At 51.2% G+C, this 13,089-nt stretch carries 14 protein-coding genes and 1 pseudogene; 10 read left to right on the plus strand and 5 right to left on the minus strand.

The window, feature by feature from the left end; genetic code table 11:
* Nucleotides 1-48: 48 nt before the first annotated feature.
* From ACGHUK_RS04580 to ACGHUK_RS04605, 6 genes and pseudogenes are all read left to right on the plus strand, one after another.
* The gene (locus ACGHUK_RS04580; RefSeq protein WP_390575242.1) at nt 49-606 is read left to right on the plus strand and encodes a twin-arginine translocation signal domain-containing protein; all 558 of its coding nucleotides are present in this window, start codon (nt 49-51) and stop codon (nt 604-606) included.
* A 77-nt stretch (nt 607-683) separates the two neighbouring features.
* Nucleotides 684-2,216 carry an acid-shock protein gene (locus ACGHUK_RS04585; protein WP_390575244.1) on the plus strand — a complete coding sequence of 511 codons (1,533 nt, stop codon included), beginning with the start codon at nt 684-686 and terminating at the stop codon, nt 2,214-2,216.
* 18 nt (nt 2,217-2,234) lie between these two features.
* Nucleotides 2,235-3,788, plus strand: coding sequence for an acid-shock protein (locus tag ACGHUK_RS04590; RefSeq protein ID WP_390575247.1), 1,554 nt, complete (start codon nt 2,235-2,237; stop codon nt 3,786-3,788).
* 36 nt (nt 3,789-3,824) lie between these two features.
* Nucleotides 3,825-4,868: a hypothetical protein gene (locus tag ACGHUK_RS04595; RefSeq protein WP_390575248.1), complete on the plus strand. Its 1,044-nt coding sequence runs from the start codon at nt 3,825-3,827 to the stop codon at nt 4,866-4,868.
* A gap of 41 nt (nt 4,869-4,909) precedes the next feature.
* Nucleotides 4,910-5,380 (plus strand): hypothetical protein, encoded by a 471-nt coding sequence (locus ACGHUK_RS04600; protein WP_390575251.1) that lies wholly within the window; start codon nt 4,910-4,912, stop codon nt 5,378-5,380.
* A 71-nt stretch (nt 5,381-5,451) separates the two neighbouring features.
* A pseudogene (locus ACGHUK_RS04605) lies at nt 5,452-5,721 on the plus strand (SPFH domain-containing protein); the annotation flags it as partial.
* Between the two features lie 60 nt (nt 5,722-5,781).
* Here ACGHUK_RS04605 and ACGHUK_RS04610 read toward each other — a convergent pair.
* The 5 genes from ACGHUK_RS04610 to ACGHUK_RS04630 form a co-directional block, all read right to left on the minus strand.
* Complete coding sequence (locus ACGHUK_RS04610) at nt 5,782-6,105, minus strand: hypothetical protein (RefSeq protein ID WP_390575254.1); 324 nt, start codon at nt 6,103-6,105, stop codon at nt 5,782-5,784.
* Between the two features lie 28 nt (nt 6,106-6,133).
* Nucleotides 6,134-6,631: a hypothetical protein gene (locus ACGHUK_RS04615; protein WP_371293039.1), complete on the minus strand. Its 498-nt coding sequence runs from the start codon at nt 6,629-6,631 to the stop codon at nt 6,134-6,136.
* A gap of 121 nt (nt 6,632-6,752) precedes the next feature.
* Nucleotides 6,753-6,998 carry a cyclic lactone autoinducer peptide gene (locus tag ACGHUK_RS04620; protein ID WP_390575256.1) on the minus strand — a complete coding sequence of 82 codons (246 nt, stop codon included), beginning with the start codon at nt 6,996-6,998 and terminating at the stop codon, nt 6,753-6,755.
* Nucleotides 6,941-7,516 carry an accessory gene regulator B family protein gene (locus tag ACGHUK_RS04625; RefSeq protein ID WP_371293037.1) on the minus strand — a complete coding sequence of 192 codons (576 nt, stop codon included), beginning with the start codon at nt 7,514-7,516 and terminating at the stop codon, nt 6,941-6,943. The genes ACGHUK_RS04620 and ACGHUK_RS04625 overlap by 58 nt, the downstream gene beginning before the upstream one ends.
* Nucleotides 7,517-7,849: 333 nt before the next feature.
* Nucleotides 7,850-8,272 (minus strand): DUF5626 family protein, encoded by a 423-nt coding sequence (locus ACGHUK_RS04630; protein ID WP_371293036.1) that lies wholly within the window; start codon nt 8,270-8,272, stop codon nt 7,850-7,852.
* A gap of 296 nt (nt 8,273-8,568) precedes the next feature.
* Here ACGHUK_RS04630 and ACGHUK_RS04635 point away from each other — a divergent pair, with 296 nt between their 5' ends.
* The 4 genes from ACGHUK_RS04635 to mobQ all read left to right on the plus strand — a co-directional run bounded on the left by ACGHUK_RS04635 (nt 8,569) and on the right by mobQ (nt 12,775).
* On the plus strand, nt 8,569-9,267 hold the full coding sequence (locus ACGHUK_RS04635) for a LytR/AlgR family response regulator transcription factor (protein WP_371293035.1): 699 nt from the start codon (nt 8,569-8,571) through the stop codon (nt 9,265-9,267).
* 1 nt (nt 9,268) lies between these two features.
* On the plus strand, nt 9,269-10,531 hold the full coding sequence (locus ACGHUK_RS04640; RefSeq protein WP_390575260.1) for an ATP-binding protein: 1,263 nt from the start codon (nt 9,269-9,271) through the stop codon (nt 10,529-10,531).
* A 73-nt stretch (nt 10,532-10,604) separates the two neighbouring features.
* Nucleotides 10,605-10,925, plus strand: a complete 321-nt coding sequence (locus ACGHUK_RS04645; protein ID WP_371293172.1) for a DUF3847 domain-containing protein — start codon at nt 10,605-10,607, stop codon at nt 10,923-10,925.
* A 272-nt stretch (nt 10,926-11,197) separates the two neighbouring features.
* Complete coding sequence (mobQ, locus tag ACGHUK_RS04650) at nt 11,198-12,775, plus strand: MobQ family relaxase (protein WP_390575775.1); 1,578 nt, start codon at nt 11,198-11,200, stop codon at nt 12,773-12,775.
* The last annotated feature ends 314 nt before the right edge of the window (nt 12,776-13,089 follow it).

Below are 13,089 nucleotides of genomic sequence, written 5' to 3' on the forward strand. Positions count from 1 at the left end.
CGGGCACACTCCCCCTGTGTCCGGGGCTTTATAGAAAGGAGCACCCCCATGAAAGAGATGAACCGACGCGAATTCCTCACCCTTACCGGCGCAGCCGTTGTAGCGCTCTCGCTGGCAGGCTGCGTCGGTGCCCCCAGCGCACCGACGCTCCCCGATGACATCAGAGTCCAGCAGGCACTGGACGCCCTCAATAAGTTCCGCAGGGACAATGGTCTGACGGAGCTGGTCTATGAGAAGGAGCTGGAAGAACTTACCGACCTTCTCATCAGCCCCTTTGTAAAGGAGGGGACGCCGGTCGTTGACAGAACAAAGTTCAGCTCCTATGTAGATGTAAAGAAAGATGAAATCAAACAGGCGCTGTCTAACAAGGGGTATCCCATCTATGAGACCTATTTTACTGCGGGCCTTGGACCGGAAGGAACGGACAAATTGAAGACCTTGAAATACCCCACCGACGAGGTGCAGAAACAGAACTGGCTGACTTATATGTCGGGAGGCATCAACATGGCGGTAAAAAACCTACGCTGCTTTGCCATGTCGGTGCGCAGCATCGGCGGTGAGGATTACTACATCGCACTGGTGGTGGGCGAAAAGTTCCCCCATTGATCTTTGGAAATTTCCCGGCCCCGGGCACTGCCCATCCTCCTGTGTGCCCGGGGCTTTGTAAGTGAAAGGAGACAGCCATGAAACACAAATGTTTTGCTGCTGTGGTTCTGGCTGCGGCGCTGCTGCTGACCGGCTGCGGCGGCGCAGCTGCTCCCGCTGCCCCCGCAGGCTCCGGCGCAGCTTCCCAAAGCGCCGCAGGCACGGCAGTGCAGACAGCGCAAAAGGAGCGCATCACCGACCAGTGGAGCCTTGAAAAGACGGTGCGGGGCGAGATGATCGGCGTGATGAAGCTGAGCATCCATGTGCCGCAGCTTGTGTGCGACAGCCCGGACGCCGCTGCTCTCAACGAGGAACTTGCTGCCATGTATGCGGCAGAATACATGGATTATGAAAGCGATCCGGACGCTGAGGTGCCGCAGGGCGAAGAGTGCTCACAGACCGAGATCAACTGGGACGCCTACTGGTACGGCGACTGCGTCAGTCTGGTGATGCGCAGCCACGATTACGACGACGCCCCGTGGTATTACAGCGGGTGGTGCTTCGATTTTGCCACCGGCAGGCAGATCACCACAGCCGAGATGCTGCAGCACATGGGTCTGGACCCGGACGAAGTACAGGCGCAGGTGCAGCGGCAGGCCATGCAGACCTTTGACCGGGAGATGGCGCAGGGCGCGTATTACGAGGGCCTGCGCAGCGGCGGGAACCTGTCGGAAATGCGGATGGGCACGCTGGAATACAATGAACTGGAAAACCTGTGTCTGCTTTTGCCGGAGCAGGACCGGCTGGTGCTCCGGGGCAAGTACTGCTCCGAGACCGACTGGGGCTGGCAGCAGCTGGATGTGGAGATCCCGCTGACCTCCGCCGCCCCCGCCGATACCCCGGTGCTGACCGATACCTACGACGGTGTGCAGGTGCAGCTGAAGGGAACGCAGAGCACCATCACCCTGAGCCCTGCACCAAAGACCAATCAGTGGGGCGACATTGGCATCCGGGTGGAACAGACGCGCACCTACCCCATCCTTGGCGCTTACAATGAATATGTGGATGTGTGCATCGGGGAGCAGGAGGACGGCTTCTTCCGCCCGGTGGTCTATCTGCTGACCAAAGACGGCGTGGTGGAGTACGTGGACGTGCTGCGCTGCCTCATGTTCGGGGATGCCATGATCTGTCAGGACCCCATCTACTTTGCCAACAACGGTGTGGCGCTGGAACTCTGCGGCAGCGAGGTGAACCTGCGCCGGAAGGACGGCTCTGTGCTGGAGCTGGCTCCCCTGTCGGCAGAGTGGAGCGCGCAGGAGATCCCCTATTCCGTCACCGGCTCCTACAACTACACCTCTGAAACCGGCTGGAACTGGCTGGATCTGGGCAGCGATGGCAGCGTTCAGCTGGGCGTGCAGGACAACAGCCGTATCTATCAGGGCGACGCCGCGTATCTGGGCGTGGTGCCGGAGGGCGTGGTGCTGGGCATCTCTGCCGACGAGGAGCTCGAATTTGTGGCGGCGTTCAAGAACGACCTGTACAACGAGAACCTGACCCTGACCATGATCGCCGGGCAAAACCCCTTTGCCGAGGGGGAGACCCAGCTGCAGATGACTCGCAGCTACGGCTGAGAACACAGGAGAACGACCATGAAACACAAACGCCTTGCCGCCGCGGTGCTGGCGGTGGCGGTGGTGCTGGCTGGGTGCGGAAGCGCATCGGACGGTGCCGCACCCGCAGGCTCCGGTGCAGCTGCCCAAAGCGCCGCAGACACGGCGGTGCAGACGGCACAAAATGACCGCATCACCGAGCAGTTCACGCTGGAAAAGACCATCCGGGACGATTACAACATCACCCAGAAGCTGACCATCCATGTGCCGCAGCTGGTGTGCGACGGCCCGGACGCTGCTTATCTCAACGATGAGCTTGCCGCCATGTATGCGGCAGACTTCCGACAGTACGAGGACAGCCCGGAAATCGAGCCCCAGCAGGACGAGTGGTGCCCGGAAACCTACATCAACTGGGATGCCTACTGGTACGGCGACTGCGTGAGCCTTGTGATGTTCCGCTACGACGGCGGCTCCGACCCGGGGTATTCCCGCGGGTGGTGCTTCGATTTTGCCACCGGCCAGCAGGTCTCCATGGCCGAAATGCTGCAGCGTATGGGTCTGGACCCGGACGCTGTGCAGCAGCAGATGCTGCGCGAGGCCATGCAGACCTTTGACCGGGACATGGCGCAGGGCGGCTACTACGAGGGCCTGCGCAGCGGCGGCAATCTGGCAAGCATGCGGATGAACACGCTGGAAAACAACCAGCTGGATGACCTGTGCCTGCTGCTGCCGGAACAAAACCGGCTGGTGCTCCGGGGCGGGTGCAGCTCCACCGCCGGGTGGGGCTGGCGGCAGCTGGATGTGGAAATCCCGCTGCAGGCTGCTGACCCGCAGCCGCAGACGGTGCTGACCGATACCTACAGCAGCGCTTCGGTGCAGCTGGAAGGAACACAGGGCACCATCACCCTGCGCCGCACGCCGGAGACCGCCGCATGGGCCGCGGATTACGGCATCCGGCTGGAACAGGACCGCACCTACCCCATCCTTGGTATCTATAATGAGTATATCGACCTGTGCATCGGAGAACTGGGCGCATCCTTCCACCCGGTGGTCTATCTGCTGACCAAGGACGGCGTGGTGGAGTACGTAGATGTGCTGCACTGCCTCATGTTCGGCAGCGCTCTGGTCTGTCAGGACCCCATCTATATTGCAAATCAGGGCGTGGCGCTGGAGCGCAGCGGCAGAGAGGTGAACCTGCGCCGGGAGGATGGCTCTGTGCTGGAGCTTGCTCCCCTGACGGCAGAGTGGAACGCGCAGGAGATCCCCTCGGAGGCTGTCGGTGCCTTCAACGATATGTCTGACGACCAGTTTGACTGGATGGACGTGGAAAGCAGCGGTTCCGTCCAGATGGGCGTGCAGGACAACAGCGTTTTCTATCAGGGCTATGCCGACTATCTGGGCGTGGTGCCGGAGGGCATGGTGCTGGGCGTCTCTACCAACGAGACGGCAGACGGGATGCCGGGCATCACCTTTGTGGCGGCGATGAAGTACGACCTGTACAACGAGACCCTGACCTTGACCATGCTCGATGGGCAGAACCCCTTTGCCGAGGGAAAGACCCAGCTGCAGCTGATCCGCTGCCCGGATTACTGATTCCGGCACGACCATTGAGAACACAGGAGAACCACCATGAAACACAAAGCGTTCCGCTGGATACCGGCAGTTTTGCTGGCGGCGCTGCTGGCGGGCTGCGGGGCAAAGACCGCAGCCTTTGCCCGCCCGGCCAGCAGCCGGGAACTGAAATCGACCCCGCCGGATTCCATGCACGCCACCGCGGCGATCACCGAGCAGTACACCCTTGAAAAGGTGGTGCAGACAGAGAACGGCAGCACCGTCCGGCTGAACATCCATCTGCCCCGGCTGGAAAGCGACAGCGCCGACGCCGCCCGCATCAACGCCGAGATCGCCCGCTACTACGAATACGATGTGCAGGAGTACGCAGGCTGCCCGGAGGCAGCCGACCCGGAATCGTGGGACATCTGCATTGAGATGAACTGGAATGCCAGCTGGTACAGCGACTGCGTCAGCCTTGTGGTCAGCAGCTGCTACGGCAGTACGGATGCACCCTTCCACAATGGCTGGTGCTTCGACTTTGAAAGCGGAAACCAGCTCACCGCCACCCAGCTGCTGCAGCGCATGGGGGCAGACCCCGCCGCGCTGGAAGAAGCGCTGTACCGCGACGTGAAGCGCCGGGATGAGCTGGACCGGCAGACCGCCTGTGAGCGGGGGCTGCTGCCTCCCGACAGCCTGAAAGAGGGCAACACTGCATGGTGGGCCACGCTGGATGAACTGCCGCTTTCGTTTGACGAAGCGGGGAACGTTTCCTTCGTGGTCAGGCGGTCCAGCGCAGCGCAGGAGCAGTATACAGACGACAAAGTGACCATCCCGCTGGACGCGCAGCCGCTGCCGCAGGACTGGGAGTGGCAGGTGCTGGCCGAGTGGATGGCAGTCACGGCGGTGACGCAGGGTGAAAGCTATGCCCCCGCCGACCGCAACGAAAGCTTTACCCTGCGGCTGGAAAAGGCCGAGATCACCGGCACGGTGACCGTCTCCTTCATCCGGGAAACATACGTCAGCCCGCAGATCCAGTCCGCTGCCGAGACCCGCACCGGAGAGCTGAATGCCGGCGCTGTGACCGGCTGGGACGGGGAAAAAGTCAGGGCTGGAACCTGAAATGTCTCAGCGAGGACGGCAGAAGCCGCTGGACCATCTCCATGATGGAGGACGGCTCGCTGCGGATGCAGTCCACCGGCCCCAAAAAGGGCAGTGAGGTCTGGTACGTTTTTCAGCGCACCGAGGCGTGGGACGACATCGGTTTCACCGCCATCCCCCGCAGGCTGTGGGGCACTTACCGCGCCGGAGACGAGGCCGCAAAGGGCATCCGCTGGATGACCTTCCTGCCGGACGGCAGCTGCTGCATGAGCGTGGAATGGGACGGGTGGAACGGCACCCTGACCGGCACCGCCGAGGGAACACAGGGCCGCACCGAGGACGGCACCGAGCTGCACTTCACGCTGACCGATACGGACGGCAGACCGTGCGAGTTCTGGGCCATTTTGCTGAACGATGACGGCAGCCCCAGCGGCTGCAGCCTGAAATACCGCGCCGGAGAAGTGCTGTTTGACCGGGACACGCGTCCCGTTTACTGGAAAAACGACTCCCCGGATCTAACCCTTGTACCGTGACCGAAACCGAACGCAATGCGATGACAAAGCGTTGTCGCTTACACAAATAAAACATACAGGAGGAAATTACTATGGGTCTTATCAAAGCAGGTATGGGCGCACTGGGCGGAACCCTTGCAGACCAGTGGAAAGAATTTTTCTACTGCGATTCTCTGGACAAGGATGTGCTGATGGTCAAGGGCCAGAAGCGCACCTCCCGCCGCAGCTCCAACAACGGCGAGGACAATATCATCACCAACGGCAGCGGCATTGCTGTGGCAGACGGACAGTGCATGCTCATCGTGGAGCAGGGCCGCGTGGTGGAGGTGTGCGCCGAACCGGGCGAATTCACCTTTGACGCATAGAGGGCTGTTGATTTGTTGATGCTTCGCTCCGAACCGTACCATCGACTGTCTTTTGATTTAGATGCGCAAATCATTAGAACACATAAGGCCGATTCTATATGTTTCCGAGTTACTATCAATAAAGCTTTGTGACACTGAAAGGACACGGGTTTTCAATTTTACACCATTGAATTTTAGATTTATGTAATATCCTTCCTTTTTTAAAACACTTCTGCAAACCATTTTATATATCGTATTAGATTTGCACAAAAAACTTATTAAAAAGCTGTTTTTGTCTTCAAGCATTTTACTGTCAATAAAAATATCAGCCTGTATTAACGTCCCTTCAAATTCGATTTCTCCACGATAAGTACAAAATTTTGGAATGTCATTATCTTCCATATGATTTTCCATCTGTTCTATCCGATGATCAATGGTACATATACGCTTCGACTCCCGGCAATACATAGGAAACACCTTGAATGTCTAACATTGACCCTTCCAATGTTGCATAATTGCTGCCAGGCATCATTTGAACATCTACAAGACCGCTAACATAGCCATCAAAACTAATGCCATTAAGCGGACAATAATCACCAGCTGTTGTACTCACACTTCCAGAGAACACCATCGGCCCAGAAATATTAGAAGATATTGACCAAAAAACTTGTCCCGGAATGGTCCAGTAAATTGTTGCGGTTCCTGCATCGCCCCGTACGCTAGTACGTTCGTCAGGATTATAAACTATCAACTTTCCATCATCAATATAAAAATGAATGACACCAATTGTCGAATTAGGATAAGCATCCACAGGATTTTCTGAATGTACCTGGGAAGAGTTTCCGGTCGCCGCTAGTGCTGACGGACAGATAATTACAAACGCCATAACAATTAGTAACGATGCCCAAAGGTGTTTTACCGATTTCATAGTATTCCTCCAAAATGAAATATATGTTGTTTTTATTTATATGAAACCTTTTCTCACAGTATATTCAACCTTACTAGCATCACCCTCCACATTATTTTCACATAACATATCTTACGCGGTTTCAGTCATGATCAAGCGATTCGGGAACATCCGGCTGATATGCAGTGAAGAAGCAGGTGCTATTTACACTTGCTACTGCCATACCCATTGCAACAGCGCAAGTGAGCTTACTCAGCCAATACATTATCTTTTTCATTTTTTCTCCTTCTTTTGATTTTTGAAAACGGTCGCCCAAAAGGAAAACCGAATTCATCTTTGAAATTTTCGTGTCAGGCAAGGAATGACTGCAAATATAATCAATGCCCATTTCGAAAAATAGTAAATTGTTATAAATCTTGAGAGTGGTAGAATATCAATTGCCGCAAGAATGACATCAAAACCAGTCAAACAGATGCTAATATGCCTATACTTTCGCTTCTTTTCTGTGGGGAGTCTCTTGTTTTTGGCTTCAACAGGGGCATACAAAAATGCAATTATGAATAGTAAACAAGTCGTTATCAACCGAAATCCATATGTCGCCACAATTTGATAACTTAAAACGACACTTGCAAGAAAGACAGATAAGAAAGCCAAGTAGCAGTTAAAATGTGAGGATGCATGATATCCTCCTAGGTATATTCGAAGTGGGATAAAGCCGAGGAGAAAAGCCAATGAGTACCATATATTACCGCAAACACATGATGCGATAAGAATGAGGAAAATACTTATTGTTGATGAAATCAACAATTCATAGGCATATACATAAATATTTGATTCACTGCGTTCAATAATTCCATGACCATATAGCCATTCGACAACTTTTCGAGAGATCGTACGCTCTAACATAAAATTTTCATTTATAAAGAAACAGACGGGCGTCCTTCTTGTATTGTCGGATGCCCGTCTGTTCACAAGAAGTTAACAAGAATCAAACTTTTTAACTAAGCGAGTAGATAGCAGTAATTGATTTTATTTCGAGTTTCGCCAATGAAGCCATTTCCTTATCAACAGTATAATGGCAATGATCATTACCACGATAAAAGTAGAAATGGAAAGCTGGGTTAAAAAGATGCTTTGCGAAAAGAAAAAAAGAACCAACAATCGAAACGCTACGGCTATTAGTAACAGAATTCCAGTTAATTTTTCCATTATTATATCTCCCGGTAGCGTATGTTGAAATCACATGTTTGTTTCAACATAGATTTTTCCATTTCGGATTACAAAATTAAGGTATGCATTAGCAGTTCCTGCAACGCTGAAATATTTGAATTCGATTTTCAGGCTCGCCATAGTCGATGTGTGTGTAAGACTATGAGAGAGAATCTCATGAACAGTCGTATAGTCCAAGTCATATGCGGCTGTGATTTTATAGCTACTGTTAGTGTCAACCTTGTACTCAAAATGCGAACCGATGGAGTTGTATTCAACCGTATAAGTACCATGGATAACGGGATCGCCATTTGCTCGTCCCTGAATCGGAGTGTCTGGACGAATCGTAATGGTTCCATGTTCGCTGTTGTCCAACTGAATCGTACCAGATTCACCGATGGGTGCAACATAATAGGACTTTAGTTCGGGCTCGGTGATTGCGGCATTTGCCATTAAAGGATTTACCGCAATCAAAAGGGCGGCACTACCGGATAGTGCAAGGAAGCTACGCCGAGAAAGCTTTTTTCATGGTGATTGACCTCCTAAAATGAAATTTACAAATCATAGACATATAGCTAACGCTATACATCATGATTTTTAGTTGATGATACCATAATTTCAAACGAAAGCAATCTATTTGTCGTGAATGGTTAGCTTTCTGGCACGAACGGTCAATTTGGAGACTTGCTGATTCCTATCCTACCATTTATAATGGTTGTAAACATCAAATCTAATTGGAGGATCTTCAAATGGCAAAATATACGGTCGCGGTCTGCGATGATGAAAAAGAAGATTTAAGTTTCATCGTAAGAAAAATCACAGAATACGACACTCACCAGCTCTTTGAGATCAAAACTTATACAGATGGAGAACTACTTTTTGACGAATTAAAATCACAAAAAACATCCATTGACCTCTTGCTTTTGGACATAGAGATGCCATCCAATGGATTTCAACTTGCACGAACTCTACAAGCTTTGCCAAAGCATCCAATGGTGATTTTTGTAACTAGACAACATGAATATGCCGTTCAAGGTTATGGAATAGCTTTTCGCTATTTGACAAAACCATTAAATGACCTATTGTTTAAATCCGCAATGGATGCGGCAACTCAAGAACTTGCATCACGCCGATTCCTTGTTGAATGTGATGGCGGAACATTATCGCTGGAAACTGCAAATATTTACTATATTGAAAGTTATGGTCATACAATTTTAGTTCACAGCAAAGGTAAAGACTTTCAACTTCGGATGAATATTCAAGATGCAGCCAAGCAACTTCCCAAACGCTGCTTTACAGCACCCCATAGGTGCTATCTTGTTAATATGGAACACATCCTTTATACTTCATCGGACGAAATCATGCTTTCCAACGGAGCAAAGCTGCCTATTAGCCGAAGAAAACGTCAGGAATTCAATCAAGCGTTCAACACATATTTAGGACGGTAAAATGTATTATTTTATAGAATTGGCCGGAAGTATTACAAACATTGCACTGCTCAGTCTGTTTATGAGTCGATTATTTGTGCGAAACAGGATTCAAAGCAAATGGCACTACGCCTTTTTGGCTTTGCTATGCACAGGGCAGTGCGCTCTAAGTCTTTTTCCGAATTGGGTGATACCTAGGACGCTCTACTTACTGCTTGGAGGTTTTTTACTAGCAAGATTGTTCTATGAAGTTCAGACTTGGCCAGCGGCTTTCGCAAGTGGTTCATTTTTTGTCTTAGGTTCCGTGGTAGAGATTCTTGCGATGTTATTGATTGGCGTTCATCTTCCAGATACGGAACTTTTAATGCAGGTTGGAGCAGCGCGATTGATTTACGTTGTGTTCTCTAATCTGATTCAAATACCGCTCCTTATTTTAGTGTCACATTTTTTTAACCGGGAAGAAAGTGATTTACGGATTGTATGGCTTCTTCCTCTAATCAGTATTCAACTTGCAAGTATCTCCGTGTGCTATGTTGTACAGTGCCATGCAGCAGACAAAGATTTTCCGGACTATATGGTCTTTTTCATGGCTGTCCTGCTTTTTGTGAATATTATGATTGTTTTCTATGTGGAAGCTCTGCGGAAAAATGAAAAAGAAAAGTATCTGGCAGAACTAACAGAACAGCACTATCATTTACAGATAGAGTACTATCAGCAACTTCTGGAAAAGCAACAAGAAACAAAGGCTCTTTGGCACGACATTAAAAAATATACCGCCGCAATGCAAGCGGTTGCAGCACAAAATGACTCTGAACAACTCCGTCAGATTGCTCAAGCAGCTGCGGATGCTTATGAACGTGTGAAAGACATCTCTGCTGTTGGAAATCCTGTGGTTGATGCTTTACTGAATCAATATCTCCGTTCTGCAAAAGAAAATCAGATTGAAGTTCTCTTAGATATAACGATTCCAGAAGTTCTCGCTATCTCAACATTGTTATTAAGCGTTGTTATTGGCAACACATTCGATAATGCAATTGAAGCTTGTCGACTTATCGCTCCAGAGAAAAGGGTGATTCACTTGCAACTGCGAAAACAGAACCGAATCCTGTTTTACAGTATCGAAAATCCATATATAGATGCTGTCACCCAACTGCGTGTAGGAAAACACCATGGTTACGGGCTGAAAAATGTAGAACGTGCTGTGAATCAAAACAACGGTAATTTTCAGGTAGAGAAAAGTAACGGACACTTTATTGTACAAATTCGTTTAAACTGTGAGAATTAAATGCGTTCCACAGCCAAATAATCAGCACACATCTATACTGATTGTTTGGCTCTTTATTTTGTAAAGGAGCGTGATGCCATTGACCCAACCCAAAACCGACCTATCCTACCTCCGCAATGAAAAAGCCAAAGCCGAACAGAAGCTGCGCTCTTGCCAGCACCGGGAGAGGATCCTTGAACGCCAGATGTCAGAGCTGAACCGGAGAGAGCGTGTGCATCGCCTTTGCACTCGTGCTGGAATGCTGGAAAGCTTTCTTGTCTGTCCGGGAGAATTGACCGACGATCAGGTGATGGAGCTGCTGAAAATTTCATTCCGTCAACCTGAAGTCGTTCTGGCGCTTGCAAAGATGGTGCATGACGTTCACGAAAAGCAGAACGTTCCAAACCCCCTATGAAATAGGGCGCAATTATACACCGTTCCGGTGAAATTGCGGTCTTGCAGACGGCTCGATGAAATCGAAGCTGGCGTTTGTGCGCCAGCCCGATTCCATCCCAAGGAAAACTGCATTTTCCTTGCGCTGCTTTGCAGCTATCCTTTTGCGGCTCCCGCCTGAGACCGAAGCGCACAGCACTCCGCTCCAAGGCGGCGAGTACAACCGAATACGATTCCAGACCGTTCATCAAGAGCAATCTTGCTGGGCGGTCTTTTTGTTTGGAGGTGATGCCTATTCCGTGTCCGCATTTCAAAATCACCATCGTCAAGCGCAGCCAAGGGCAGTCCGCTGTTGCTGGGGCTGCTTATCAGAGCGGCGAACGGCTGTTCAGCGAGTACGACCAGAAAACAAAATTCTACAACAAGAAAAAAGAACTTGTCCATGCCGAGATCATGCTGCCGTCCCATGCGCTGCCCGGATATGCAGACCGGGCAACGCTCTGGAACGCCGTGGAAGCCGTGGAGAACCAGTGGAACTCCCAGCTTGCACGGCGCATCGTGCTGGCGTTCCCGGTGGAAGTTCCGAAAGAGCAGTACCTGAAAATGATTCGGGAATTCTGTCAGGAGCAGTTTGTTTCCAAAGGCATGATTGCCGACTTTGCCATTCACGACAAGGGAGATGGAAACCCACACGCTCACATTCTGCTGACGCTCCGGGCAATAGATGAACACGGCAAGTGGCTCCCGAAAGCCAGAAAGGTGTACGACCTTGACGAGAACGGTGAGCGCATCCGGCTCGCTTCCGGCAACTGGAAGTGCCACAAGGAAAACACGGTGGACTGGAACGACCAGAAGTATGCCGAGGTCTGGCGGCATGGTTGGGAGACCGTCACCAACCGCTATCTGGAAGCGGCTGGCCGCCCGGAACGTGTTGACCTGCGCTCCTTTGAGCGACAGGGCATCCAGCAGATACCGACCGTGCATCTCGGTCCCGCCGCACACCAGATGGAAAAGCGTGGAGTGGAAACTTTTCTCGGCAACCTGAACCGGGATATTCGCGCCGCCAATAGCCTGATGCAGTCCATCCGCAGTGCGATTCGTGGGCTGCAACGCTGGATCGCAGACCTGAATGAAAAGAAGCAGATTCTTTTGGATGCACTGGAACAAGCCAAGGAGCCAATGCTGTCCGACCTGCTGGTGGATTACTTCAACCTCCGCAACGAGCAGCGCAGCGATTGGTCTGGCAAGGCAAAACTGAAATGCACTATTCGGGACTTTGAGGAAGTCAAACAGGCGGTGGACTATCTGAAAGCCCATTCCCTGAACACCATCGAGGATTTGGACACTGCAATTTCTAACCTGAACCAGACCGCCGCCCCTCTCCGCAAGCAGTTGAAGCAGAACGAAAACCGTATGCGGGCAATCGCCCAGATCAAGGATGCTGCCGCCGCCCATGCCAAGCTGAAGCCCATCCACGACACCTTTATCAAGAAGAACTTCAAGTTGACCAAGGACGCTTATGCCGCCCAGCACAAAGAGGAGCTGGACACCTTTAATAAAGCTGTCCGCACTCTGATGAAACTGAACGGCAGCACAGCGGTAGATTTTTCGGCATTGGATGCCGAATTTTCTGCGCTGCAATCCGGCAGCGCAGAACTGCGTACCAAACTGGAAACCTTGCAGCCGGACATCTCCGCCCTGAAAAACATCCGCAAATATATCGACATGGTGCTGAATAAGCAGCAGCTTTCCGCACCGGGCGGTAAGATGCCGGAGAAGGAATCGGTGCTGAAACAGCTGGAGCAGCTTCAGCAGAAAAAGTCCAACTACAAAACGATTTCTACCACCCCAAACCGCGAAGAATCGCTCTAAACGATCTTTCTGTCACCGATATGCCGTTGCAATCAGTGGCAGAAGTACATAATTCATTTGTTTTTTGCTGGCTTTTGGCTATTCTCGCTGGCTAGTGAGTAGAGGCGTACTTTTAAGGCAGAAATTTTCTCCAACACCCCCCATTTTAGGCCACTTTTTCTGTTAATAGTAGAAGCGCCTCTTTGAAAGCCGGTCATTTGTGACCTTTTTGTTAATTCTCAAAAAGATGGTTGTCTTTGGGCTGTTTTCGTTGCCTACCTATTGAGAGGATTTTTTCAAAAGCGGAGATTTGGTCTCAAGAATTACAATTCAAT

The organism is Faecalibacterium sp. i25-0019-C1, from assembly GCF_042854225.1.
In the GTDB taxonomy this organism is placed as follows: Bacteria; Bacillota; Clostridia; order Oscillospirales; family Ruminococcaceae; genus Faecalibacterium; species Faecalibacterium taiwanense.